The organism is Scandinavium goeteborgense (assembly GCF_003935895.2).
Classification (GTDB): domain Bacteria; phylum Pseudomonadota; class Gammaproteobacteria; order Enterobacterales; family Enterobacteriaceae; genus Scandinavium; species Scandinavium goeteborgense.
In genome coordinates this window covers 384,426-405,756 of the sequence record NZ_CP054058.1, presented here as the reverse complement: position 1 = coordinate 405,756, position 21,331 = coordinate 384,426, and the positions used below count along the sequence as shown (strand labels likewise).

Genomic DNA, 21,331 nt, shown 5'->3' with positions numbered 1-21,331 from the left:
CATTTTTACGCTTATGAAAAAAAATACAAATTTACGTAGTCTGGCAGCCCTTGCCGTTGAGCAAGTGCTGGAACAAGGCCAGTCTTTAAGCAATGTCCTGCCCGCCATGCAGCAAAAAGTGGCTGATAAAGACAGAGCGCTATTACAAGAACTGAGCTTCGGCGTGCTGCGCACGCTCTCCCAGCTAGACTGGCTGGTCAACAAGCTGATGGCGCGTCCGATGACCGGTAAACAGCGCACCGTGCATTACCTGATCATGGTAGGTTTTTATCAGCTGCTGCATACCCGAATTCCTCCCCATGCAGCTCTTGCCGAAACGGTAGAAGGTGCGGTTGCCATCAAGCGACCGCAGCTGAAAGGGCTGATCAATGGCGTGCTGCGCCAGTTCCAGCGTAATCAAGAAGCGCTGCTTGAAGAATTTGCCGCGACGGAAAGTCGTTTCCTGCACCCTGCCTGGCTGGTAAAACGCATCAAGAAAGCTTATCCACAACAGTGGCAATCCATTCTTGAATCGAACAACCTGCGTCCGCCAATGTGGTTGCGTGTTAACCGTAATCATCATTCACGCGATGAATGGCTGGCATTGCTGGACCAGGCAGGCATGAAGGGTTTTGCGCATAATGCGTATCCCGATGCCGTGCGCCTGGAAACACCGGCACCGGTATTTGCCCTACCTGGTTTCGAGGAAGGTTGGGTGACGGTGCAAGATGCTTCGGCACAAGGCTGCATGAACTATTTGATGCCGAAAAATGGAGAGGCCATTCTGGATTTATGTGCGGCTCCAGGCGGTAAAACAACTCATATTCTGGAAGTCGCGCCGGAAGCAAGCGTGATGGCCGTCGACGTTGACGAACAGCGCCTGTCACGCGTGTATGAAAACCTGGAACGTCTGGGCATGAAAGCCGACGTCAAACAGGGCGATGGCCGCTATCCAGCACAGTGGTGCGGCGAACAACAGTTCGATCGTATCCTTTTGGATGCACCCTGTTCAGCAACGGGAGTCATCCGCCGCCATCCGGATATCAAATGGCTACGCCGCGATCGCGATATTGCCGAATTGGCACAGCTACAGAGCGAAATTCTGGATGCAACTTGGCCGCACCTTAAAACAGGTGGCACCTTGGTGTATGCGACCTGCTCAATTTTGCCGGAAGAAAACTGCGAGCAAATTTCCGCGTTCCTGAAACGCACGCCTGATGCGGTACTCCACGAAACTGGCAGCGCAGAGCGTCCGGGTGTGCAGAATCTGCCAGCGGCAGAAGAAGGCGACGGATTCTTTTACGCTAAGCTAATCAAACAGTGATGAAATAACGGATCGCGACTGATGAAAATTATCATACTGGGTGCCGGACAAGTGGGTGGCACGCTGGCGGAGAACCTCGTCGGCGAAAACAACGATATCACCGTGGTAGATACCAACGGTGACCGGTTACGCAGCCTGCAGGATAAGTTCGATCTTCGCGTTGTGCAGGGTCATGGCTCGCATCCTCGTGTTTTGCGTGAAGCAGGCGCGGATGATGCTGATATGCTGGTCGCAGTAACCAGCTCTGACGAAACAAATATGGTGGCCTGTCAGGTTGCCTATTCATTATTTAACACACCGAACCGCATTGCTCGTATTCGTTCACCTGACTACGTTCGTGACGCTGACAAACTTTTCCATTCAGAGGCTGTGCCGATCGATCACCTGATCGCGCCGGAACAGCTGGTGATCGATAACATGTATCGCCTGATTGAGTATCCGGGTGCATTACAGGTCGTCAATTTCGCGGAAGGGAAAGTCAGCTTGGCGGTGGTGAAAGCTTACTATGGCGGGCCTCTGGTCGGAAATGCACTCTCCACAATGCGCGAACATATGCCGCATATCGATACCCGCGTTGCGGCGATTTTCCGTCATGACAGGCCGATCCGTCCACAGGGTTCGACCATCGTCGAAGCGGGCGATGAAGTCTTCTTCATTGCCGCATCACAACACATTCGCGCAGTAATGAGTGAACTTCAACGACTGGAAAAACCGTACAAACGCATCATGCTTGTCGGCGGTGGGAATATCGGGGCCGGACTGGCACACCGCCTGGAGAAAGAGTACAGCGTGAAGTTGATCGAACGCGATCAGCAACGCGCTGCCGAACTGGCTGAGAAACTGCAGAACACGATCGTATTTTACGGTGATGCTTCGGATCAGGAATTATTGGCTGAGGAGCATATCGATCAAGTTGATCTCTTCATTGCGGTCACCAACGATGACGAAGCGAACATCATGTCGGCCATGCTGGCAAAACGCATGGGTGCCAAAAAGGTCATGGTACTGATCCAACGCCGGGCATATGTCGACCTGGTTCAGGGGAGCGTGATTGACATCGCGATTTCTCCTCAGCAAGCGACCATTTCTGCACTGCTAAGCCATGTGCGTAAAGCGGATATCGTCGGCGTATCTTCTCTTCGTCGCGGTGTGGCAGAAGCCATTGAGGCCGTGGCCCATGGGGATGAAAGTACATCCCGGGTAGTCGGTCGCGTAATTGACGATATTAAGCTACCGCCAGGCACAATCATTGGCGCCGTAGTTCGCGGCAATGAAGTGCTGATCGCCAACGATAATTTACGCATTGAGCAAGGCGACCACGTCATTATGTTCCTGACGGATAAAAAGTTTATTACAGACGTCGAGCGACTCTTCCAACCAAGTCCCTTCTTCCTGTAACCGTAAAAGGTGCTCAAATGAGCACCTTTTTTATTAACCCTTTATTATTTATGGGTTATTTATTCCATCTGACATCCCGTCTGTAATGGAAATCGACTAAACATTTGTTAAACTTATAAATGTCAGCTGGCACAAGGAGAATAAAATGAGCATTATTAAAGAGTTTCGCGAATTCGCGATGCGCGGAAACGTTGTTGATTTGGCAGTGGGTGTCATTATTGGTGCGGCATTCGGTAAAATAGTATCGTCACTGGTTGCCGATATTATTATGCCCCCGTTGGGATTAGTGATCGGCGGGGTCGACTTTAAGCAGTTTGCCGTGACGCTGCGCGCCGCGCAGGGTGATGTCCCGGCAGTTGTTATGCACTACGGAATATTCATTCAGAACATCTTTGATTTCGTAATCGTGGCCTTTGCCATCTTTATGGCAATCAAACTGATCAACAAACTGAATCGTAAAAAAGAAGAACCGGCGGCAGCACCTGCGCCAACGAAAGAAGAAGTTCTGCTGACTGAAATTCGTGACCTTCTGAAAGAACAAAATACACGTTCTTAATCAGGACACTGAAAGCAGAAGGCCAGTGGTAAAAAAGTGAATCACTTTCTTGCCACTGGCCTCCCAATTGCCCCGGTTACCGTGTTTGCCCTTGCGCTCAAAACTCCCTTTCCCTTTCTTACTTTTCTCAACGCGTTGGCGAAACAGCGGGTCATGAAGTAACGCTTCGATCGCGTTGTCTTTGATTTGCCCCTTCGTGTGCTGATAGCGGCTCATATTTTCTCCGATTTTGTGTAGAAGACGGCGGGAGTGTAATCCCGGGTTGTTGTGAAATCAACATCCTGCCTTATCCGTTTCTGCTCCTTGCTCCAGAGCTTCAAGGATTGAACAATAAACGCTGCTGTGCGCAGTTCCACAGCATGCGTCATTTAGGCGCTGCAAAGAACGTCGCATGGTTTCCAGCTGCGCAATTCTGGCTTCAACTTCACTCAGTCGCGCCTGAACAATACCTTTCGATTCCTGACAGGTGTGATGTTCAGGATCGACACGGATGGATAGAAGCTCACGAATCGCTTCAAGCGTAAATCCTAACTGGCTGCCGTGACGAATGAAACGTAAGCGCTGCAGGTCACTGTCGGTATAAAGTCGGAAGCCCCCTTCGGTGCGCACAGGGTTATCCATCATCTGCTGTTTTTCATAATAGCGGATGGTGTCGGGTGTTACGCCAGCAAGCTTTGCCAGTTCACCAATACGGAACATTATGGCTCCTCGTTGATTTTGTTGAGCAGCTCATCGGCATACTCACCGCGTAAAAAATCAGTGTTAATTCCAGACTGTCGCAGTTTGAGTTCAAGCAGAGTAAGACGGCGCTGGAGTTCAGTGAAACGAGGATCGTCTTGGCGGATCTCCTTTAAAAGATCGGCAAGTTCAACGGCCTCTTTACGCTGCTCCAGTTCTGGAGGCAAACATCCCGCATTTTTAAGTAGCCGATAGCCTGCTCGCAATTCCACAGGAACATGCAAATCGTCATCAAGAAGCAGAGGCTCACCGCTGCCAGGCAGGGAATCAAAGTCACCTTTGCTTTGTGCATCGTTAATATGACGCTCGGCCCACTGATCTAGTAACCACATCGTGCGCGTCCGGGTGAACGAAAATAGTACTGTTATTGTAGTGAAGTGGGGATTCTGAGGGTATAAAAAAACCCGCCGAAGCGGGTTTTTTCAAATCACTGCAGATTACTCTGCAGCTGCTTCTGCTTTCGATTCAGAACGATCAACGAGCTCGATGTATGCCATCGGCGCATTGTCGCCTGCACGGAAGCCACACTTCAGAATACGAGTGTAACCACCGGCACGGCTCGCGAAACGCGGGCCCAGTTCGTTAAACAGTTTTGCCACGATCTCGTTATCACGAGTACGGGCGAATGCCAGACGACGATTAGCAACGCTATCAGTCTTGGCAAGAGTAATCAGCGGCTCAACTACGCGACGCAGCTCTTTCGCTTTAGGCAGGGTCGTCTTGATGATCTCATGACGAACCAGTGAACCTGCCATATTGCGGAACATAGCCTGGCGATGGCTGCTGTTGCGGTTCAGTTGACGACCACTCTTACGATGGCGCATGACCTTATCCTTCTCAGTAAAACCTTAACCTGTGATCCGGTTACTCGTCAGCAATGCTTGCCGGCGGCCAGTTTTCCAGGCGCATGCCCAGTGACAGACCACGAGAAGCCAGCACGTCTTTAATCTCGGTAAGAGATTTTTTACCCAGGTTCGGCGTTTTCAGCAACTCAACCTCGGTACGCTGTACCAGATCACCGATATAGTGGATAGCTTCTGCCTTAAGGCAGTTAGCAGAGCGGACAGTCAATTCCAGATCGTCAACAGGGCGCAGCAAGATCGGATCGAACTCTGGTTTCTCTTCTTTAACTTCCGGCTGACGTACATCACGTAAGTCAACGAAAGCTTCAAGTTGTTCCGCCAGAATGGTTGCCGCACGACGAATCGCCTCTTCAGGATCGATTGTGCCGTTGGTTTCCATTTCGATGACCAGCTTGTCCAGGTCGGTACGCTGCTCAACACGCGCTGCTTCAACATTGTAGGCAATACGCTCTACAGGGCTGTAGCAGGCGTCGACCAGCAGACGGCCGATTGGGCGCTCATCTTCTTCCGAATGAATTCGGGCAGAAGCCGGCACATAACCACGACCGCGCTGAACTTTGATACGCATATTAATAGATGCGTTCTCATCGGTCAGGTGGCAGATAACATGCTGCGGCTTGACGATTTCAACATCACCGTCGTGGGTGATGTCGGCTGCGGTCACAGGGCCAATGCCAGATTTATTCAGAGTAAGAATAACTTCATCTTTACCCTGAACTCTCACCGCAAGCCCTTTCAGGTTGAGAAGGATTTCAAGGATATCTTCCTGAATGCCTTCTTTGGTGCTGTACTCATGAAGTACACCATCAATCTCAACCTCGGTCACCGCGCAACCCGGCATCGATGAGAGCAGAATACGGCGCAGTGCGTTACCCAAAGTATGGCCGAAGCCACGCTCTAAAGGCTCAAGGGTCACCTTGGCGTGCGTCGAACTCACTTGCTCGATATCGACCAGGCGCGGTTTTAGAAACTCTGTCACAGAACCCTGCATTGTGTCCTCTCTTTGGTACTAAGCTTTACTTGGAGTAAAGCTCGACGATCAGGTGTTCGTTAATGTCCGCAGACAGATCAGAACGCTCAGGCTGACGCTTGAACGTACCTTCCATCTTGCCAGCATCAACTTCCAGCCAGGTTGGCTTTTCACGCTGCTCAGCCAGCTCAAGAGCGGCTTTCACGCGAGATTGCTTTTTCGCTTTCTCACGAACGCTGACAACGTCATTCGCTTTAACCTGATAAGAAGCGATGTTAACAACACGACCGTTTACCATGATAGCTTTGTGGCTAACCAGCTGACGTGATTCAGCACGAGTAGCGCCGAAGCCCATACGGTATACAACGTTGTCCAGACGACCTTCCAGCAGAGCCAACAGGTTTTCACCGGTGTTGCCTTTCAGACGTGCTGCTTCTTTGTAGTAGTTACGGAACTGACGCTCCAGCACACCGTAGATACGGCGAACTTTTTGCTTTTCACGCAACTGCACACCATAGTCAGACAGACGCGGTTTACGCGCACCGTGCTGGCCAGGAGCTTGTTCAATTTTACACTTGGTATCGATCGCGCGAACGCCAGACTTAAGGAATAAGTCGGTGCCCTCACGACGGCTCAGCTTGAGCTTAGGACCCAAATATCTTGCCATTTTCTATCTCCAACTAACCTGGAAAACGTGGCGTTATACGCGACGTTTTTTCGGCGGACGACAACCGTTATGAGGGATCGGAGTCACATCAGTAATATTAGTGATGCGGAAACCAGCGGCGTTCAGAGCACGAATGGTAGATTCGCGACCCGGACCCGGACCTTTGACCATAACTTCCAGATTCTTGATACCGTAATCTTTTACGGCTTCAGCGCAACGCTCTGCTGCAACCTGAGCTGCAAACGGAGTGGATTTGCGTGAACCACGGAAACCGGAACCACCGGCTGTTGCCCAACCCAGTGCATTACCTTGGCGATCGCTGATGGTAACGATGGTGTTGTTGAAAGAAGCATGGATATGAGCCACGCCGTCAGAGACTTGTTTTCTTACACGCTTACGTGCACGAACTGGTGCCTTTGCCATTATTCAATCACCCCGATTATTTCTTGATCGGTTTGCGCGGACCCTTACGGGTACGTGCGTTGGTCTTCGTACGTTGACCGCGCACTGGCAGACCACGACGATGACGCAAACCGCGATAGCAACCAAGATCCATCAGGCGCTTGATGCTCATGCTGATTTCACGGCGCAGATCACCTTCAACGACAAATTTGGCAACTTCGTCACGCAGCGTGTCGATTTGTTCTTCAGACAGCTCACTGATCTTAACATCTTCAGCAATGCCCGCCGCCGCCAAAATGGCTTTGGAACGAGTTTTGCCGACACCGAAGATCGAAGTTAATGCGATCACGGCATGTTTCTGATCAGGAATGTTAATGCCTGCTATACGGGCCACTATGCACTCCTACTATTTAATATGTACGCACCATGCCGAAAAGCCCGTTTTCAGGATACTCAAATGGATACGTACAGACATACAAAAAGATTGGCTGGCTAATCTAGCCAGCTCAACCCAACTTTGCAAGAAAAATATGCGAAATAATCAGCCTTGGCGCTGTTTATGCTTCGGCTCGGCACTGCAAATCACACGGATGACACCATCACGCTTAACGATTTTGCAGTTACGGCATAATTTCTTGACGGAAGCACGAACTTTCATTTTTACTCTCCGTAACTTCTCAGGCGACCATTAACGGCCGTAGCCTTTCAGGTTCGCCTTCTTCAATGCAGACTCATACTGACTAGACATCATCAGAGTTTGCACTTGAGCCATAAAGTCCATAATCACGACAACAACGATAAGTAACGATGTTCCACCGAAGTAGAACGGCACTTTCATTGCATCACGCATGAACTCCGGGATCAGGCAGATAAAAGTGATGTACAACGCACCAACCAAAGTCAGGCGGGTCATTACTTTATCGATATACTTCGCCGTTTGTTCTCCCGGACGAATTCCTGGTACGAATGCACCGGACTTCTTCAGGTTATCTGCTGTTTCACGCGGGTTGAAAACCAACGCCGTATAGAAGAAACAGAAGAAGATGATTGCAGACGCATAGAGTAACACATAAAGCGGTTGCCCAGGCTGCAAATACAGCGAAATTGTTGTCAGCCAGTTCCAACCAGTACCGCCCCCGAACCATGACGCGATGGTCGCCGGGAACAGAATAATACTGGAAGCGAAGATTGCCGGGATTACCCCCGCCATATTCACTTTCAGCGGTAAATGTGTGCTCTGTGCAGCATAGACACGACGACCTTGCTGGCGTTTCGCGTAGTTTACCACAATGCGGCGTTGACCACGTTCAACAAACACAACAAAGAAGGTCACTGCAAATACTAATACTGCAACCAACAGCAACAGGAGGAAGTGCAGGTCGCCTTGACGCGCTTGCTCGATAGTATGGGCGATGGCCGGCGGGAGACCCGCAACGATACCGGCGAAGATAATGATCGAGATACCGTTACCGATACCACGTTCAGTAATCTGTTCGCCGAGCCACATCAGGAACATAGTCCCTGTGACCAGACTTACAACAGCGGTGAAGTAGAATGCAAAGCCCGGATTAATCACCAGGCCTTGCATACCAGGCATATTCGGCAGACCGGTAGCAATACCGGTTGCCTGGAATATTGCCAGCACCAGAGTGCCGTAGCGGGTGTACTGACTAATCTTACGACGGCCAGATTCCCCTTCCTTCTTGATCTCTGCCAGCGTCGGGTGAACTACCGTCAGCAGCTGGATAATGATCGATGCCGAAATGTACGGCATGATACCCAAGGCAAAGATAGAAGCACGGCTGAGAGCACCACCAGAGAACATGTTAAACATTTCAATGATGGTGCCTCGCTGTTGCTCAAGCAGTTTGGCAAGTACAGCGGCATCGATACCAGGGATCGGAATAAAAGAGCCAATACGGAACACAATCAGCGCACCAATCACAAACAGAAGTCTGCGTTTCAGTTCGCCGAACCCACCTTTGGCACTTTGAAAATCTAATCCCGGTTGCTTAGCCATTCTGCTACTTATTCCTCAATTTTACCGCCAGCAGCTTCGATAGCAGCACGAGCGCCTTTAGACACGCGCAGGCCGTTAACAGTTACCGGACGAGTTACTTCACCAGCCAGAATCACTTTCGCGAATTCGATCTGGATACCGATAATGTTAGCCGCTTTCAGCGTGTTCAGGTCTACAACGTCGCCTTCTACTTTAGCCAGATCAGACAGACGAACTTCAGCTGTGATCATTGCTTTACGTGAAGTGAAACCGAACTTCGGCAGACGACGGTACAGAGGCATCTGGCCACCCTCGAAACCGCGACGTACGCCACCGCCAGAACGAGAGTTCTGACCTTTGTGACCACGACCACCGGTTTTACCGAGACCAGAACCGATACCACGACCCAGGCGTTTACCCGCCTTTTTGGAGCCTTCGGCCGGAGACAGAGTATTTAAACGCATCTCTTACTCCTCAACTTTAACCATGTAGGAAACCGCGTTGACCATACCACGAACAGCGGGAGTATCCTCGCGTTCTACGGTGTGGCCAATACGACGCAGACCCAGGCCAAGCAGCGTTGCCTTGTGTTTCGGCAGACGACCGATTGCACTGCGGGTTTGAGTAATTTTAATAGTCTTTGCCATGGTCATTACCCCAGAATTTCTTCAACGGATTTACCACGCTTGGCAGCGACCATTTCTGGAGAATTCATATTTTCCAGGCCATCGATAGTTGCACGAACCACGTTAATCGGGTTGGTGGAACCATACGCTTTAGCCAGAACGTTATGAACTCCAGCGACTTCCAGGACGGCGCGCATTGCACCACCGGCGATGATACCGGTACCTTCAGAAGCCGGCTGCATGAATACACGAGAACCCGTGTGAACACCTTTTACAGGGTGTTGCAGGGTGCCGTGGTTCAGCGCGACGTTAATCATATTGCGACGGGCTTTTTCCATCGCTTTCTGGATCGCTGCTGGAACTTCACGCGCTTTACCGTAACCAAAACCTACGCGACCGTTACCATCACCAACTACAGTCAAAGCTGTGAAGGAGAAAATACGACCACCTTTTACGGTTTTAGATACGCGGTTAACCGCGATCAGCTTTTCCTGCAGTTCGCCAGCTTGTTTTTCGATGTGAGCCATCTTACACCTCTACCTTAGAACTGGAGGCCAGCTTCACGGGCAGCATCTGCCAGTGCCTGGACACGACCATGATATTGGAACCCGGAACGGTCAAAAGAAACATCTTTGATGCCTTTTTCCAGAGCGCGTTCAGCGACAGCTTTACCCACAGCTGCTGCAGCGTCTTTGTTACCGGTGTACTTCAGTTGTTCAGAGATAGCTTTTTCTACAGTAGAAGCAGCTACCAGAACTTCAGAACCGTTCGGTGCAATTACCTGTGCGTAAATATGACGCGGGGTACGATGTACCACCAGGCGAGTTGCGCCCAGCTCTTGGAGCTTGCGGCGTGCGCGGGTCGCACGACGGATACGAGCAGATTTCTTATCCATAGTGTTACCTTACTTCTTCTTAGCCTCTTTGGTACGCACGACTTCGTCGGCGTAACGAACACCCTTGCCTTTATAAGGCTCAGGACGACGGTAGGCGCGCAGATCTGCTGCAACCTGACCGATCACCTGCTTATCAGCGCCTTTCAGCACGATTTCAGTTTGAGTCGGACATTCTGCAGTAATACCTGCTGGCAGCTGATGTTCAACAGGATGCGAGAAACCTAAAGACAGGTTTACTGCGTTTCCTTTGATCGCTGCACGATAACCTACACCAACCAGCTGCAGCTTCTTAGTGAAGCCTTCGGTAACACCGACAACCATTGAGTTCAGCAGGGCACGCGCGGTACCAGCCTGAGCCCAACCATCCACGAAACCATCACGTGGACCGAAGGTCAGAGCATTATCAGCATGTTTAACTTCAACAGCAGCGTTGAGAGTACGAGTCAGCTCGCCGTTTTTACCTTTGATCGTAATAACCTGACCGTCGATTTTTACATCAACGCCGGCAGGAACAACGACCGGTGCTTTAGCAACACGAGACATTTTTTCCTCCGATTAGGCTACGTAGCAGATAATTTCGCCACCAAGACCAGCTTGGCGCGCTGCACGATCAGTCATAACACCTTTAGAGGTAGAAATAACTGCGATACCCAGACCCGCCATAACTTTCGGCAGCTCATCTTTTTTCTTATAGATGCGCAGACCTGGGCGGCTGACACGCTGAATGCTTTCTACAACAGCTTTACCCTGGAAGTACTTAAGAGTCACTTCCAGTTCCGGCTTGGTGTCGCCTTCAACTTTAAATTCTTCAATAAAACCTTCTTCCTTCAGCACGTTGGCAATTGCCACTTTCAGCTTGGAGGAAGGCATGGTGACCGCAGCTTTGTTCGCGGCCTGACCGTTACGGATACGGGTCAGCATATCCGCGATCGGATCTTGCATGCTCATCTGTCTTTACTCCCGTGATTCAATTGGTGACAATTACCAGCTAGCCTTTTTCAAGCCAGGTACTTCACCGCGCATTGCGGCTTCACGAAGCTTGATACGGCTCAACCCGAACTTGCCCACATAACCATGTGGACGACCAGTCTGGCGGCAGCGGTTACGCTGACGGGACGGGCTGGAATCACGCGGCAGACTTTGCAGCTTGAGAACTGCGTTCCAACGATCTTCGTCAGAAGCGTTTACATCAGAGATGATCGCTTTCAGTTCAGCGCGTTTCGCGAAGTATTTTTCAGCTAAAGCTACGCGTTTAACTTCGCGTGCTTTCATTGATTGCTTAGCCATTAAGTAACCCTACCTTACTTGCGGAACGGGAAGTCAAAGGCAGCCAGCAGAGCACGGCCTTCTTCATCAGAATTCGCAGTAGTGGTAATGGTAATATCCAAACCACGCACGCGGTCGACTTTGTCATAGTCGATTTCTGGGAAGATGATCTGCTCACGGACACCCATGCTGTAGTTACCACGACCATCGAAAGACTTAGCGGACAAGCCACGGAAGTCACGAATACGTGGAACAGCAATAGTGATCAGGCGCTCAAGGAACTCCCACATGCGTTCGCCACGCAGAGTTACTTTACAGCCGATCGGATAGCCCTGACGGATTTTGAAGCCTGCAACTGATTTGCGTGCTTTGGTGATCAACGGCTTTTGACCGGAGATAGCTGTCAAATCAGCTGCTGCATTATCCAGCAGTTTCTTATCAGCGATCGCTTCACCAACACCCATGTTCAGGGTGATCTTCTCGACCCGAGGGACTTGCATGACAGAATTGTAGCTAAACTCAGTCATGAGTTTCTTAACTACTTCGTCTTTGTAGTAATCATGCAGTTTCGCCATCGTACTACTCCAAATTACTTGATAGTTTCGCTATTAGACTTGAAGAAACGGACTTTTTTGCCGTCTTCGAATCTAAAGCCTACACGGTCAGCCTTGCCGGTTGCCGCATTGAAGAGTGCAATGTTAGAGATCTGAAGCGCAGCTTCTTTCTCAACAATGCCACCTGGTTGGTTCAGGGCCGGAACCGGCTTCTGATGTTTCTTAACCAGGTTGATACCTTCAACAATGACCTTGCCGGAAGACAGGACATTTTTTACTTTACCGCGTTTACCTTTATCTTTACCGGTTAACACGATAACTTCGTCATCACGACGGATCTTCGCTGCCATGATTCGCTCCTTAGAGTACTTCTGGTGCCAGAGAGATAATTTTCATGAACTTTTCATTACGCAGTTCACGAGTTACCGGCCCAAAAATACGCGTGCCGATTGGCTGCTCGCTGTTATTGTTTAAAATAACGCATGCATTACCATCGAAGCGAATGACAGAACCGTCCGGGCGACGAACACCCTTCTTGGTGCGCACCACTACCGCTTTCAGCACATCGCCTTTTTTCACCTTACCACGCGGAATTGCTTCCTTGATGGTAATCTTGATGATATCGCCGACGCCTGCGTAGCGACGGTGCGAGCCACCCAGAACCTTGATACACATTACGCGACGCGCACCGGAGTTGTCGGCGACGTTCAGCATAGTCTGTTCTTGGATCATTTTAGTGCTCCGCTAATGTCAACTACTACTGAGACCCTAAAATCAGAGCCGTTAAAAAACCCCATATCGGGGGCGCGGCATTATAACACCGGTTCCAGATTATGGGTAGAAAAAATAAACGGCTCATTTCTGAGCCGTTTACCCGTTTGAGAATGCGTACTGTATTACAGAACCGCTTTCTCTACAACGCGAACCAGTGTCCAGGACTTAGTCTTGGACAGTGGACGGCATTCGCGGATAATTACCACGTCGCCGATACCACATTCGTTGTTCTCGTCATGTACGTGCAGTTTGGTCGTACGTTTGATGAATTTCCCGTAGATCGGGTGCTTCACAACGCGTTCGATGGCAACAACAATGGATTTCTCCATTTTATCGCTGACAACGCGACCTTGCAGAGTACGGATTTTATCGGTCATTACGCACCCGCCTTCTGAGTCAGTAAAGTCTTAACACGTGCAATATTACGACGAACCTGCTTCTGCAGGTGAGTCTGTTGCAGCTGGCCGCTAGCAGCCTGCATACGCAGGTTGAATTGCTCGCGCAGCAGGTTAAGCAGCTCGGTGTTCAGCTCTTCAACGCTCTTTTCACGCAGCTCATTTGCTTTCATTACATCACCGTCTTAGTTACAAAGGTGGTTTTGATAGGCAGTTTCGCTGCTGCCAGGCCGAAGGCTTCACGGGCCAGCTCTTCCGGAACACCGTCCATTTCATACAGGACTTTACCCGGCTGAATCAAGGCAACCCAATACTCCACGTTACCTTTACCTTTACCCATACGAACTTCCAGCGGCTTCTCGGTGATCGGTTTGTCCGGGAATACACGGATCCAGATCTTACCTTGACGCTTAACTGCACGGGTCATAGCACGACGTGCTGCTTCGATCTGACGTGCAGTCAGACGACCACGGCCAACAGCTTTCAGACCGAAAGTGCCGAAGCTAACATCCGTACCCTGCGCCAGACCACGGTTGCGGCCTTTGTGCACTTTACGGAATTTTGTACGCTTTGGTTGTAACATCAGCGACGCTCCTTATTTACGGCCTTTACGCTGCTGCTTTTTAGGTTGAGCAGCCGGTTCCGGTTGTTCAACAGCAGCCATACCACCCAGGATCTCGCCTTTGAAGATCCATACCTTAACGCCGATTACACCGTAAGTGGTGTGCGCTTCAGAGGTGTTGTAGTCAATGTCAGCACGCAGAGTGTGCAGAGGTACGCGACCTTCGCGGTACCATTCGGTACGTGCGATTTCCGCGCCGCCCAGACGGCCGCTAACTTCAACTTTAATCCCTTTAGCGCCAAGACGCATTGCGTTCTGTACAGCACGCTTCATAGCACGACGGAACATAACGCGACGTTCCAGCTGAGAAGTGATGCTGTCAGCAACCAATTTTGCGTCCAGTTCTGGCTTACGAACTTCGGCGATATTGATCTGTGCAGGAACGCCAGCGATATCCGCTACGACCTTGCGCAGTTTTTCTACGTCTTCGCCTTTCTTACCGATTACGATGCCAGGACGAGCAGTGTGAATAGTCACACGGATGCTCTTAGCTGGACGCTCGATTACGATACGAGATACGGACGCTTTTGCCAGTTCCTTAGTCAGGTACTGACGTACTTTAAAATCGCTGTCCAGGTTGTCAGCGAATTCTTTGGTGTTCGCAAACCAGGTAGAGTTCCAAGGTTTTACAATACCCAGGCGAATACCATTAGGATGTACTTTCTGACCCATTGCTAGTCTCCAGAGTCTCAGCGATCGGACACAACCACAGTAATGTGGCTGGTGCGCTTCAGGATGCGATCTGCACGACCTTTTGCACGAGGCATAATGCGCTTCATGCTAGGGCCTTCGTCTACGAAAATCTTCGTAACTTTCAGATCGTCAATGTCAGCGCCATCGTTGTGTTCAGCGTTAGCAATGGCAGATTCCAGAACCTTCTTGACCAGTACAGCCGCTTTCTTATTGGTGTAGGTCAGAATATCCAGGGCCTGCGACACTTTCTTACCGCGAATCAGGTCAGCAACAAGGCGAACCTTCTGAGCAGAAGAACGAGCATGGCGATGTTGAGCTAAAGTTTCCATCTCTTCCTCCTACCTTATTTCTTCTTCGCTTTTTTATCAGCAGCATGGCCGCGATAAGTACGAGTCGGTGCGAATTCACCCAGTTTGTGACCGACCATTTCGTCGGAAACAAATACCGGAACGTGCTGACGACCATTATGGACAGCGATGGTCAAACCGATCATGTTAGGAAAGATCGTTGAACGACGGGACCAAGTGCGCAGGGGCTTCTTGTCACCGCTTTCCACCGCTTTCTCTACCTTCTTCAGCAAGTGCAGGTCAATAAAAGGACCTTTCTTGAGAGAACGTGGCATGGCTTATCCTCTAATATTATTTGCTACGGCGACGTACGATAAATTTATCAGTACGCTTGTTGCTGCGGGTCTTCTTACCTTTGGTCTGAACGCCCCACGGAGTTACCGGGTGCTTACCAAAGTTACGACCTTCACCACCACCATGTGGGTGGTCGACTGGGTTCATCGCAGTACCGCGAACGGTAGGGCGAATACCACGCCAGCGTGCAGCACCTGCTTTACCCAGAACGCGCAGCATATGCTCAGCATTGCCAACTTCGCCCAGGGTTGCACGGCAGTCTGCTTCGACTTTACGCATTTCACCAGAACGCAGACGCAGGGTGACATAAGCACCATCGCGAGCAACGATCTGAACGTAAGTACCAGCGGAACGTGCCAGCTGACCGCCTTTACCTGGTTTCATTTCTACGTTATGAACGGTAGAACCAACCGGGATATTGCGCATCGGCAGGGTGTTGCCTGCTTTGATTGCAGCATCAACGCCAGACTGAATCTGGTCGCCAGCTTTCAGGCCTTTAGGGGCCAGGATGTAACGGCGTTCGCCATCTTTGTACAGAACCAGCGCGATGTTCGCGGAACGGTTCGGATCGTACTCAAGACGCTCAACAATTGCCGGGATACCATCTTTGTTGCGTTTGAAGTCAACAATACGATAAGCCTGCTTGTGACCACCACCAATGTGACGAGTGGTGATACGGCCATTGTTGTTACGACCACCGGATTTGCTGTTTTTTTCAACCAGCGGAGCAAATGGTTTGCCCTTATGCAGCTCAGGGTTGACCACTTTAACTACGTGGCGACGACCCGGAGATGTCGGTTTACATTTAACAACTGCCATTGTATTACTCCTCCGACTTACTCAGCGCCGCCAACGAAGTCCAGATTCTGGCCTTCTTCCAGGGTGACGTAAGCTTTTTTCCAGTCGCTACGACGACCGACACGCTGTCCGTGACGCTTCACCTTGCCTTTAACGACCAGGGTACGTACGGTATCAACTTTGACTTCAAACAGTTTCTGCACAGCAGCTTTAACTTCTGCTTTAGTCGCGTCTATAGCAACTTTGAGAACGATGGTATTGGTTTTTTCCATCGCAGCAGACGCTTTTTCAGAAACGTGCGGTGCACGAAGCACTTTCAGCAAACGTTCTTCACGAATCATGCCAGCATCTCCTCAACTTGCTTAACAGCATCGGCAGTCATTACGACTTTGTCGAAGGCGATCAAGCTAACCGGGTCGATACCAGTCGCGTCACGTACGTCAACCTTGTGCAGGTTACGTGCGGCCAGGAACAGGTTCTCGTCCAGCTCACCGGTGATGATTAATACATCTTCCAGAGCCATGTCTTTCAGTTTCTGTGCAAGCAGCTTAGTTTTAGGCGCTTCTACAGAGAACGTCTCGACAACGATCAGACGATCCTGACGTACCAGTTCGGACAGAATGCTTTTCAGCGCGCCGCGGTACATCTTTTTGTTAACTTTTTGACTGTGGTCCTGCGGGCGTGCAGCGAAGGTTACACCACCGGAACGCCAGATTGGGCTCTTTGCAGAACCTGCACGCGCACGGCCGGTACCTTTCTGGCGCCACGGCTTTTTACCGGAACCAGTTACTTCAGCACGGGTCTTCTGAGCACGAGTACCCTGACGAGCACCAGCTGCATAAGCAACTACAACCTGGTGAACCAGCGCTTCGTTGAAGTCACGACCGAAGGTAGTTTCGGAAACAGTCAGCGCGCTCTGCGCGTCTTTCAATACTAATTCCATTGCTATCTCCTCACGCCTTCACAGCTGGTTTAACGATCAGGTCGCTACCGGTTGCACCGGGAACAGCACCTTTAACCAGCAGCAGGTTGCGCTCAGCGTCAACACGTACTACGTCCAAGCTCTGAACGGTAACGCGTTCATTACCCAGCTGACCTGCCATCTTCTTGCCTTTGAACACTTTGCCCGGAGTCTGGTTCTGACCGATAGAACCCGGAACGCGGTGGGACAAGGAGTTACCGTGAGTAGCGTCCTGGGTACGGAAGTTCCAGCGCTTAACGGTACCGGCGAAACCTTTACCTTTAGAGGTACCGGTTACGTCAACTTTTTTAACTTCAGCAAACAGTTCAACGCTAATGTCCTGACCTACGGTGAACTCTTCGCCTTCAGCGAGGCGGAATTCCCACAGACCACGGCCAGCATCTACGCCAGCTTTAGCGAAGTGACCTGCTTCCGGCTTAGTTACGCGGCTAGCTTTTTTAGCACCGGTGGTAACTTGAACAGCACGGTAGCCGTCGTTAGCCAGGTCTTTAACCTGAGTAACACGGTTTGCTTCAACTTCGATTACGGTTACTGGGATAGATACGCCATCTTCAGTGAAGATGCGGGTCATACCCACTTTTTTACCGACTAAACCAATCATTGTATCAACCTCTCAATCGCTCGATGACCTGATTAACCCAGGCTGATCTGCACGTCTACACCGGCAGCCAGGTCCAGACGCATCAGAGCATCAACGGTTTTCTCGGTTGGCTCAACGATGTCAACCAGACGCTTGTGAGTGCGAATCTCGTACTGATCACGCGCGTCTTTGTTAACGTGCGGAGAGATCAGAACGGTAAAGCGCTCTTTGCGGGTCGGCAGCGGGATCGGACCGCGTACCTGCGCACCAGTGCGCTTGGCAGTCTCGACGATTTCCGCGGTTGATTGATCAATCAGACGATGATCAAACGCTTTAAGGCGGATACGGATTCTTTGGTTCTGCATGAGACCAGAGCTCCAATTATTTTATAAACGAAATGGCTACTCCTCACACCCATTACGATTGATGGGGGAGCGCAGCCGTTCTTACGTAGTTCCACAATTGGGAACATTGTCGACAACATACTACATTGCCGGAGTTCATATCGAACTCGCCGTCACTAATGACAGCCCGCGCATTATACTTGCGTATAGCGCAAATGCAAGTTCTTATGGTTCAAAATTGCGCAGTCATTGGTCGGAGATTTCATCGGCTTTAGTCCCCTATTTCAGCCAATGCCTTTTGCACTTGCTCGCGGAGGGCATCTTTACGTAACTGTTCTTCTGATGGCATATCGTCGGCCTCGGTAGCTGCGTCGTCGGTTGCCGTATCATCGGCATTGTCGTATGCCGGCGTATCAGCGTCCTCATCAACAGGTTGATCATCTGGAACGTCAGGCGCAAGTCTCGCCGGTAGCGGCTGTTTTTTAAAAACATAATGCATCTCGGATAGATGGTATTCCTGTTCCGGCTTAGCCGTTACTTCGCTTTTGACGTTCGGATGGCGCTGTTGCCAGTAGTAATGTGCGTAATAGCCGGTAAGCAATGCGCAGGCTATCCATAACAGCAAGCAGAGCCATAACCATATGTTTCGCATTATATTTTTTTCTGCTCTCGCGACATGCTGAGGCATATCACTGGCAAGCTGAGCCACAAAGGCAGCGTAAATCCGCATCATTTCGCTTTCTCCTTTCGCGCATTGTTCTGCTTATCCACGTCCGGAGGCAACCGGGACGTCAGCCATGCTGATAAGTCCGTACCGGAGGTCGTTTCATTAATTAACCTCGGCGCTTCACCGAGTGCCTGACGTAATCTGATGAGCGTGTCTTTACCCGGCACGCCATCCTGCTGCAGCTTCTCATTACGTTGAAAGAGTTTAACCTTTTCGGTCAGCGTTGGAGTCCAGTCTCCACTGTCATTCGCCGGCACACCCAACGCGCGGCTGAGCATGGCATCCAGCCAGATAATACTTTCTGCATTACTTTTGTTCGTGACCCTATTTTTTCCATCAGGTGCCGGGGGCCACATCATGATGTAATGACCTTCAGAATGGCTATCAAACCAGTGACGACTGACCGTCCATGTTTTTTTATTGATGATAAGATCAAGGTCATTATCGGAAACACGCATAACCACCGCATAAAGCGCATGGTTCTCAACATCGAGTCGGGCAATCCACGGCAAACCACTATTCGCCAACTGATTAATCACCGTTTCATTACCACTGTCGCAAACCAGGTCGGCGCGGTCAGCTTGCTCGCACCATGCTTCTTCCGCTGATACGTCGTATCCCCATGTAGCAAAAAGCTGCTGCATGGCATCACGTACATTTGATGTCATCTCGGTGATGTTTGTCGGCGCGGATTCTTGCACCACCGGTTTGGCCACATCCAGCCATTGAGGGGTCGGTAAAGGCAGCTTTATGATATCTGCCCCTCCCCAGCCAATTGCCAATGCCAGCACCGCATAAGCAATCATTAAAAATGCGCCAGGTCTGGATTTATACGGCAGGCCAGCGGCAGCCATCACCAGTTTCTCCTGGCGGGGGCTGAGGTGCGTTGACTGTTCCGCCACTGCGAGTTGCTTTGCTACCTCGACAATTCTTTTTATCACCCGCAAATTGCCTCGGGTGGCCATACTGATATGGCGCACAAACCCCGGACGAAAAATGCTCCTCTCCCCTTCCGGACCTTTAGCGTGCATTGAATCCAGGAAGTCGCCGCACTCCGTTTCAGAAGGGGGATTCAGACAGACATATAAAGGAAGGCATTGACTCAGCTGTTTGGCCTTTTTCAGTTTCGCACTACCGACGAGTAGAAGTTTGGCTTTGTCTCCCATCACGGGGAGGAGCTGGGTAAACGATTGAATGAAATGCCCAAGATGACCTGCCAGCAGATCTGCATTATCAATAGCTATGATGACATCCCTGGTCCTGGTGTGAATCAGTGGTAGAGCATCCAGCCAAAAATGATTATGGGCATAGGTCACATGCTCTTTTTCATGTGCTCCCGCAGACATTAACTGAATTTCACTGCCCACCCGAATAGCAGTAAAAAATAATAACGCATCTGGTTTAGCTTTGCTTAATTTATAAATAAGATTTGATTTACCTACACCCTTATTACCAAACAAAACAGCAACCTCACCGGACCAGGACGCATTTAGCACCCATTCAGAGATCAATCCGGACTGAGAGAACTCGTAACTCCCTGACATTTTTACAATACCTTTAATATTCCGCCATTCAAAATGCTTAGGAATTAATTAGGAAAACACCAAAAACACTTCATTCATATTTATACTGTAGGACATCCTGGCAAATGTCAATCGCAGGCCAGATTGAATGTAATTAGAAAAGAACATACAATATCGTTCGATTTTCGATAAATCCCCACCCATGAAAAAAATGATTATTGACATCAATAGCCTGGTTATTTGGCTACATAAACACAGCCAACAATTGCTGTGTGCGGGAGTGATCCTCCCTATTTTTTCATTATTGATATGCAGCATGAATACTATTTACGAATCCATTCGCGTCACCGATGCTTCATCTGTTTTATTGCAGCCGGTAGTCGATAAGATGCGTGTTGATCTCAACATGGATGAAGGTAGTCATGCGGAAAGCCCAGGAACCGTCAGGAATGCCCCTACAGCAGACGCACCGACCTCGCTTGCCCTGACGCTAACAGGAATCATTGCCAGTGACGAACGCCAATCTTCTCAGGCCATCATTGTCAGTCGCGGCGTTACTGGAAATTACAATCAAGGCGAACACATTGAGGGTTTGCCGGGGGTTTTCATTGAAAAAATAGACGCAAACACGGTCAATATAAACAATAACGGTAGCTCACAGATAATGACCTTGTTTGATGAAGCCCCATCCCTCCCAGGCAAGCTGCCACAGTCGGTGGGGAACGCACGATTCCTGAGTGATTTCATCATTGGTAACCCAGTGTATGAGAACGACAAATTAACCGGTGTCAGGTTATATCCCCGCGGTGCAATTAACCGTTTTAGCAAAATGGGTTTCAAGCCAGGGGATATTGCCTTAAAAATCAATAATCACATTTTGAGCGCCCCCGCAGAAATGAAAGTCGCGTTGAATGAACTCGGCACCCTTAGTTCTGCGCAGTTCACTGTGTTACGTAACAGTAATGAAAAGTTAATCAATGCCTCAACAATGGATGTTGAATAGGTCAAGGAAGTA

General features: G+C 50.1%; 37 protein-coding genes. 4 read left to right on the top strand and 33 right to left on the bottom strand.

All coding sequences use genetic code 11. The features are described 5' to 3' along the window. Positions 1-13 precede the first annotated feature (13 nt). From rsmB to mscL, 3 genes are all read left to right on the top strand, one after another. A complete protein-coding gene (gene rsmB / locus A8O29_RS02695) occupies positions 14-1,303 on the top strand; it encodes a 16S rRNA (cytosine(967)-C(5))-methyltransferase RsmB (protein WP_125354996.1) in 1,290 nt (429 codons plus the stop codon). A gap of 21 nt (positions 1,304-1,324) precedes the next feature. Next, a complete protein-coding gene (gene trkA, locus A8O29_RS02690; RefSeq protein WP_110512475.1) occupies positions 1,325-2,701 on the top strand; it encodes a Trk system potassium transporter TrkA in 1,377 nt (458 codons plus the stop codon). 145 nt (positions 2,702-2,846) lie between these two features. Next, positions 2,847-3,257 (top strand): large-conductance mechanosensitive channel protein MscL, encoded by a 411-nt coding sequence (gene mscL / locus A8O29_RS02685; protein ID WP_110512474.1) that lies wholly within the window; start codon positions 2,847-2,849, stop codon positions 3,255-3,257. Here the strand turns inward: mscL and arfA are convergent, their stop codons facing one another. From arfA to A8O29_RS02520, 33 genes are all read right to left on the bottom strand, one after another. Next, positions 3,258-3,473 (bottom strand): alternative ribosome-rescue factor ArfA, encoded by a 216-nt coding sequence (arfA, locus tag A8O29_RS02680; RefSeq protein ID WP_125354997.1) that lies wholly within the window; start codon positions 3,471-3,473, stop codon positions 3,258-3,260. It lies immediately after the preceding gene. A gap of 57 nt (positions 3,474-3,530) precedes the next feature. Next, complete coding sequence (zntR, locus tag A8O29_RS02675) at positions 3,531-3,956, bottom strand: Zn(2+)-responsive transcriptional regulator (protein WP_125354998.1); 426 nt, start codon at positions 3,954-3,956, stop codon at positions 3,531-3,533. Then, positions 3,956-4,327 (bottom strand): DnaJ family domain-containing protein, encoded by a 372-nt coding sequence (locus A8O29_RS02670; RefSeq protein ID WP_125354999.1) that lies wholly within the window; start codon positions 4,325-4,327, stop codon positions 3,956-3,958. The genes zntR and A8O29_RS02670 overlap by 1 nt, the downstream gene beginning before the upstream one ends. Before the next feature lie 105 nt (positions 4,328-4,432). Next, positions 4,433-4,819, bottom strand: coding sequence for a 50S ribosomal protein L17 (gene rplQ, locus A8O29_RS02665; RefSeq protein WP_001216372.1), 387 nt, complete (start codon positions 4,817-4,819; stop codon positions 4,433-4,435). Positions 4,820-4,859: 40 nt separating this feature from the next. After that, complete coding sequence (locus A8O29_RS02660; RefSeq protein WP_110512470.1) at positions 4,860-5,849, bottom strand: DNA-directed RNA polymerase subunit alpha; 990 nt, start codon at positions 5,847-5,849, stop codon at positions 4,860-4,862. A 25-nt stretch (positions 5,850-5,874) separates the two neighbouring features. Beyond that, complete coding sequence (gene rpsD, locus A8O29_RS02655) at positions 5,875-6,495, bottom strand: 30S ribosomal protein S4 (RefSeq protein WP_097165007.1); 621 nt, start codon at positions 6,493-6,495, stop codon at positions 5,875-5,877. Positions 6,496-6,528: 33 nt separating this feature from the next. Then, a complete protein-coding gene (rpsK, locus tag A8O29_RS02650; RefSeq protein ID WP_043081126.1) occupies positions 6,529-6,918 on the bottom strand; it encodes a 30S ribosomal protein S11 in 390 nt (129 codons plus the stop codon). 16 nt (positions 6,919-6,934) lie between these two features. Beyond that, positions 6,935-7,291 (bottom strand): 30S ribosomal protein S13, encoded by a 357-nt coding sequence (gene rpsM / locus A8O29_RS02645; protein WP_097165006.1) that lies wholly within the window; start codon positions 7,289-7,291, stop codon positions 6,935-6,937. Positions 7,292-7,438: 147 nt separating this feature from the next. Continuing rightward, entirely contained in the window at positions 7,439-7,555 is a 117-nt protein-coding gene (rpmJ, locus tag A8O29_RS02640) for a 50S ribosomal protein L36 (RefSeq protein WP_000868187.1), read from the bottom strand. Between the two features lie 30 nt (positions 7,556-7,585). Further along, positions 7,586-8,917: a preprotein translocase subunit SecY gene (secY, locus tag A8O29_RS02635; RefSeq protein ID WP_110512469.1), complete on the bottom strand. Its 1,332-nt coding sequence runs from the start codon at positions 8,915-8,917 to the stop codon at positions 7,586-7,588. A gap of 8 nt (positions 8,918-8,925) precedes the next feature. Further along, positions 8,926-9,360 carry a 50S ribosomal protein L15 gene (gene rplO, locus A8O29_RS02630; protein ID WP_110512468.1) on the bottom strand — a complete coding sequence of 145 codons (435 nt, stop codon included), beginning with the start codon at positions 9,358-9,360 and terminating at the stop codon, positions 8,926-8,928. A 3-nt stretch (positions 9,361-9,363) separates the two neighbouring features. Beyond that, positions 9,364-9,543, bottom strand: coding sequence for a 50S ribosomal protein L30 (gene rpmD / locus A8O29_RS02625; RefSeq protein ID WP_004846568.1), 180 nt, complete (start codon positions 9,541-9,543; stop codon positions 9,364-9,366). Positions 9,544-9,548: 5 nt separating this feature from the next. Further along, the gene (rpsE, locus tag A8O29_RS02620; RefSeq protein ID WP_002438697.1) at positions 9,549-10,049 is read right to left on the bottom strand and encodes a 30S ribosomal protein S5; all 501 of its coding nucleotides are present in this window, start codon (positions 10,047-10,049) and stop codon (positions 9,549-9,551) included. Positions 10,050-10,063: 14 nt separating this feature from the next. After that, on the bottom strand, positions 10,064-10,417 hold the full coding sequence (rplR, locus tag A8O29_RS02615) for a 50S ribosomal protein L18 (RefSeq protein ID WP_006817270.1): 354 nt from the start codon (positions 10,415-10,417) through the stop codon (positions 10,064-10,066). 9 nt (positions 10,418-10,426) lie between these two features. After that, a complete protein-coding gene (gene rplF, locus A8O29_RS02610) occupies positions 10,427-10,960 on the bottom strand; it encodes a 50S ribosomal protein L6 (RefSeq protein ID WP_110512467.1) in 534 nt (177 codons plus the stop codon). 12 nt (positions 10,961-10,972) lie between these two features. Next, positions 10,973-11,365 carry a 30S ribosomal protein S8 gene (gene rpsH / locus A8O29_RS02605; protein WP_097165001.1) on the bottom strand — a complete coding sequence of 131 codons (393 nt, stop codon included), beginning with the start codon at positions 11,363-11,365 and terminating at the stop codon, positions 10,973-10,975. A gap of 33 nt (positions 11,366-11,398) precedes the next feature. Continuing rightward, on the bottom strand, positions 11,399-11,704 hold the full coding sequence (gene rpsN / locus A8O29_RS02600) for a 30S ribosomal protein S14 (RefSeq protein WP_074780832.1): 306 nt from the start codon (positions 11,702-11,704) through the stop codon (positions 11,399-11,401). 14 nt (positions 11,705-11,718) lie between these two features. After that, positions 11,719-12,258 (bottom strand): 50S ribosomal protein L5, encoded by a 540-nt coding sequence (gene rplE, locus A8O29_RS02595; protein ID WP_110512466.1) that lies wholly within the window; start codon positions 12,256-12,258, stop codon positions 11,719-11,721. A gap of 14 nt (positions 12,259-12,272) precedes the next feature. Then, positions 12,273-12,587: a 50S ribosomal protein L24 gene (gene rplX / locus A8O29_RS02590; protein ID WP_110512465.1), complete on the bottom strand. Its 315-nt coding sequence runs from the start codon at positions 12,585-12,587 to the stop codon at positions 12,273-12,275. Between the two features lie 10 nt (positions 12,588-12,597). Further along, complete coding sequence (rplN, locus tag A8O29_RS02585; protein ID WP_000613954.1) at positions 12,598-12,969, bottom strand: 50S ribosomal protein L14; 372 nt, start codon at positions 12,967-12,969, stop codon at positions 12,598-12,600. Between the two features lie 164 nt (positions 12,970-13,133). Next, positions 13,134-13,388, bottom strand: coding sequence for a 30S ribosomal protein S17 (gene rpsQ / locus A8O29_RS02580; protein WP_110512464.1), 255 nt, complete (start codon positions 13,386-13,388; stop codon positions 13,134-13,136). Beyond that, positions 13,388-13,579, bottom strand: a complete 192-nt coding sequence (gene rpmC, locus A8O29_RS02575) for a 50S ribosomal protein L29 (RefSeq protein WP_125355000.1) — start codon at positions 13,577-13,579, stop codon at positions 13,388-13,390. The genes rpsQ and rpmC overlap by 1 nt, the downstream gene beginning before the upstream one ends. Further along, the gene (gene rplP, locus A8O29_RS02570) at positions 13,579-13,989 is read right to left on the bottom strand and encodes a 50S ribosomal protein L16 (RefSeq protein WP_002919759.1); all 411 of its coding nucleotides are present in this window, start codon (positions 13,987-13,989) and stop codon (positions 13,579-13,581) included. The genes rpmC and rplP overlap by 1 nt, the downstream gene beginning before the upstream one ends. A gap of 12 nt (positions 13,990-14,001) precedes the next feature. Beyond that, the gene (rpsC, locus tag A8O29_RS02565; protein WP_006817277.1) at positions 14,002-14,700 is read right to left on the bottom strand and encodes a 30S ribosomal protein S3; all 699 of its coding nucleotides are present in this window, start codon (positions 14,698-14,700) and stop codon (positions 14,002-14,004) included. Positions 14,701-14,717: 17 nt separating this feature from the next. Then, entirely contained in the window at positions 14,718-15,050 is a 333-nt protein-coding gene (gene rplV / locus A8O29_RS02560; protein ID WP_000448832.1) for a 50S ribosomal protein L22, read from the bottom strand. A gap of 14 nt (positions 15,051-15,064) precedes the next feature. Next, positions 15,065-15,343 (bottom strand): 30S ribosomal protein S19, encoded by a 279-nt coding sequence (gene rpsS, locus A8O29_RS02555; protein ID WP_001138115.1) that lies wholly within the window; start codon positions 15,341-15,343, stop codon positions 15,065-15,067. A gap of 16 nt (positions 15,344-15,359) precedes the next feature. Next, positions 15,360-16,181 carry a 50S ribosomal protein L2 gene (gene rplB / locus A8O29_RS02550; RefSeq protein ID WP_110512462.1) on the bottom strand — a complete coding sequence of 274 codons (822 nt, stop codon included), beginning with the start codon at positions 16,179-16,181 and terminating at the stop codon, positions 15,360-15,362. A 17-nt stretch (positions 16,182-16,198) separates the two neighbouring features. After that, the gene (gene rplW, locus A8O29_RS02545) at positions 16,199-16,501 is read right to left on the bottom strand and encodes a 50S ribosomal protein L23 (protein ID WP_110512461.1); all 303 of its coding nucleotides are present in this window, start codon (positions 16,499-16,501) and stop codon (positions 16,199-16,201) included. Then, positions 16,498-17,103 (bottom strand): 50S ribosomal protein L4, encoded by a 606-nt coding sequence (gene rplD / locus A8O29_RS02540; RefSeq protein ID WP_110512460.1) that lies wholly within the window; start codon positions 17,101-17,103, stop codon positions 16,498-16,500. Before rplD ends, rplW begins: the two co-directional genes overlap by 4 nt. 10 nt (positions 17,104-17,113) lie before the next feature. Then, positions 17,114-17,743, bottom strand: coding sequence for a 50S ribosomal protein L3 (gene rplC, locus A8O29_RS02535; RefSeq protein WP_110512459.1), 630 nt, complete (start codon positions 17,741-17,743; stop codon positions 17,114-17,116). A 32-nt stretch (positions 17,744-17,775) separates the two neighbouring features. After that, positions 17,776-18,087, bottom strand: a complete 312-nt coding sequence (gene rpsJ, locus A8O29_RS02530) for a 30S ribosomal protein S10 (protein WP_001181005.1) — start codon at positions 18,085-18,087, stop codon at positions 17,776-17,778. Between the two features lie 250 nt (positions 18,088-18,337). Continuing rightward, positions 18,338-18,799 carry a hypothetical protein gene (locus A8O29_RS02525; protein WP_125355001.1) on the bottom strand — a complete coding sequence of 154 codons (462 nt, stop codon included), beginning with the start codon at positions 18,797-18,799 and terminating at the stop codon, positions 18,338-18,340. Continuing rightward, a complete protein-coding gene (locus A8O29_RS02520) occupies positions 18,796-20,337 on the bottom strand; it encodes a peptidoglycan-binding domain-containing protein (RefSeq protein ID WP_125355002.1) in 1,542 nt (513 codons plus the stop codon). Before A8O29_RS02520 ends, A8O29_RS02525 begins: the two co-directional genes overlap by 4 nt. 181 nt (positions 20,338-20,518) lie before the next feature. On the opposite strand from A8O29_RS02520, the gene A8O29_RS02515 reads away from it, so the two are divergent. After that, entirely contained in the window at positions 20,519-21,319 is an 801-nt protein-coding gene (locus tag A8O29_RS02515; protein ID WP_125355003.1) for a type II secretion system protein N, read from the top strand. Positions 21,320-21,331: the final 12 nt, after the last annotated feature.

Excerpts from the sequence above, each read along its gene's own strand:
- rpsS (WP_001138115.1), bottom strand. The coding sequence starts at position 15,343 with ATGCCACGTTCTCTCAAGAAAGGTCCTTTTATTGACCTGCACTTGCTG.
- rplR (WP_006817270.1), bottom strand. The coding sequence starts at position 10,417 with ATGGATAAGAAATCTGCTCGTATCCGTCGTGCGACCCGCGCACGCCGC.
- rpsC (WP_006817277.1), bottom strand. The coding sequence starts at position 14,700 with ATGGGTCAGAAAGTACATCCTAATGGTATTCGCCTGGGTATTGTAAAA.
- rplB (WP_110512462.1), bottom strand. The coding sequence starts at position 16,181 with ATGGCAGTTGTTAAATGTAAACCGACATCTCCGGGTCGTCGCCACGTA.
- rplD (WP_110512460.1), bottom strand. The coding sequence starts at position 17,103 with ATGGAATTAGTATTGAAAGACGCGCAGAGCGCGCTGACTGTTTCCGAA.
- rpmC (WP_125355000.1), bottom strand. The coding sequence starts at position 13,579 with ATGAAAGCAAATGAGCTGCGTGAAAAGAGCGTTGAAGAGCTGAACACC.
- rsmB (WP_125354996.1), top strand. The coding sequence starts at position 14 with ATGAAAAAAAATACAAATTTACGTAGTCTGGCAGCCCTTGCCGTTGAG.
- rplC (WP_110512459.1), bottom strand. The coding sequence starts at position 17,743 with ATGATTGGTTTAGTCGGTAAAAAAGTGGGTATGACCCGCATCTTCACT.
- mscL (WP_110512474.1), top strand. The coding sequence starts at position 2,847 with ATGAGCATTATTAAAGAGTTTCGCGAATTCGCGATGCGCGGAAACGTT.
- rplW (WP_110512461.1), bottom strand. The coding sequence starts at position 16,501 with ATGATTCGTGAAGAACGTTTGCTGAAAGTGCTTCGTGCACCGCACGTT.
- rpsK (WP_043081126.1), bottom strand. The coding sequence starts at position 6,918 with ATGGCAAAGGCACCAGTTCGTGCACGTAAGCGTGTAAGAAAACAAGTC.
- rpmJ (WP_000868187.1), bottom strand. The coding sequence starts at position 7,555 with ATGAAAGTTCGTGCTTCCGTCAAGAAATTATGCCGTAACTGCAAAATC.
- A8O29_RS02660 (WP_110512470.1), bottom strand. The coding sequence starts at position 5,849 with ATGCAGGGTTCTGTGACAGAGTTTCTAAAACCGCGCCTGGTCGATATC.
- rpmD (WP_004846568.1), bottom strand. The coding sequence starts at position 9,543 with ATGGCAAAGACTATTAAAATTACTCAAACCCGCAGTGCAATCGGTCGT.
- rpsH (WP_097165001.1), bottom strand. The coding sequence starts at position 11,365 with ATGAGCATGCAAGATCCGATCGCGGATATGCTGACCCGTATCCGTAAC.
- rplE (WP_110512466.1), bottom strand. The coding sequence starts at position 12,258 with ATGGCGAAACTGCATGATTACTACAAAGACGAAGTAGTTAAGAAACTC.
- rplO (WP_110512468.1), bottom strand. The coding sequence starts at position 9,360 with ATGCGTTTAAATACTCTGTCTCCGGCCGAAGGCTCCAAAAAGGCGGGT.
- A8O29_RS02515 (WP_125355003.1), top strand. The coding sequence starts at position 20,519 with ATGAAAAAAATGATTATTGACATCAATAGCCTGGTTATTTGGCTACAT.
- rpsJ (WP_001181005.1), bottom strand. The coding sequence starts at position 18,087 with ATGCAGAACCAAAGAATCCGTATCCGCCTTAAAGCGTTTGATCATCGT.
- zntR (WP_125354998.1), bottom strand. The coding sequence starts at position 3,956 with ATGTTCCGTATTGGTGAACTGGCAAAGCTTGCTGGCGTAACACCCGAC.
- rplP (WP_002919759.1), bottom strand. The coding sequence starts at position 13,989 with ATGTTACAACCAAAGCGTACAAAATTCCGTAAAGTGCACAAAGGCCGC.
- trkA (WP_110512475.1), top strand. The coding sequence starts at position 1,325 with ATGAAAATTATCATACTGGGTGCCGGACAAGTGGGTGGCACGCTGGCG.
- A8O29_RS02525 (WP_125355001.1), bottom strand. The coding sequence starts at position 18,799 with ATGATGCGGATTTACGCTGCCTTTGTGGCTCAGCTTGCCAGTGATATG.
- A8O29_RS02520 (WP_125355002.1), bottom strand. The coding sequence starts at position 20,337 with ATGTCAGGGAGTTACGAGTTCTCTCAGTCCGGATTGATCTCTGAATGG.
- rplQ (WP_001216372.1), bottom strand. The coding sequence starts at position 4,819 with ATGCGCCATCGTAAGAGTGGTCGTCAACTGAACCGCAACAGCAGCCAT.
- A8O29_RS02670 (WP_125354999.1), bottom strand. The coding sequence starts at position 4,327 with ATGTGGTTACTAGATCAGTGGGCCGAGCGTCATATTAACGATGCACAA.
- rplF (WP_110512467.1), bottom strand. The coding sequence starts at position 10,960 with ATGTCTCGTGTTGCTAAAGCACCGGTCGTTGTTCCTGCCGGCGTTGAT.
- rpsN (WP_074780832.1), bottom strand. The coding sequence starts at position 11,704 with ATGGCTAAGCAATCAATGAAAGCACGCGAAGTTAAACGCGTAGCTTTA.
- rpsD (WP_097165007.1), bottom strand. The coding sequence starts at position 6,495 with ATGGCAAGATATTTGGGTCCTAAGCTCAAGCTGAGCCGTCGTGAGGGC.
- rplN (WP_000613954.1), bottom strand. The coding sequence starts at position 12,969 with ATGATCCAAGAACAGACTATGCTGAACGTCGCCGACAACTCCGGTGCG.
- rpsQ (WP_110512464.1), bottom strand. The coding sequence starts at position 13,388 with ATGACCGATAAAATCCGTACTCTGCAAGGTCGCGTTGTCAGCGATAAA.
- rplV (WP_000448832.1), bottom strand. The coding sequence starts at position 15,050 with ATGGAAACTTTAGCTCAACATCGCCATGCTCGTTCTTCTGCTCAGAAG.
- rplX (WP_110512465.1), bottom strand. The coding sequence starts at position 12,587 with ATGGCAGCGAAGATCCGTCGTGATGACGAAGTTATCGTGTTAACCGGT.
- arfA (WP_125354997.1), bottom strand. The coding sequence starts at position 3,473 with ATGAGCCGCTATCAGCACACGAAGGGGCAAATCAAAGACAACGCGATC.
- rpsE (WP_002438697.1), bottom strand. The coding sequence starts at position 10,049 with ATGGCTCACATCGAAAAACAAGCTGGCGAACTGCAGGAAAAGCTGATC.
- secY (WP_110512469.1), bottom strand. The coding sequence starts at position 8,917 with ATGGCTAAGCAACCGGGATTAGATTTTCAAAGTGCCAAAGGTGGGTTC.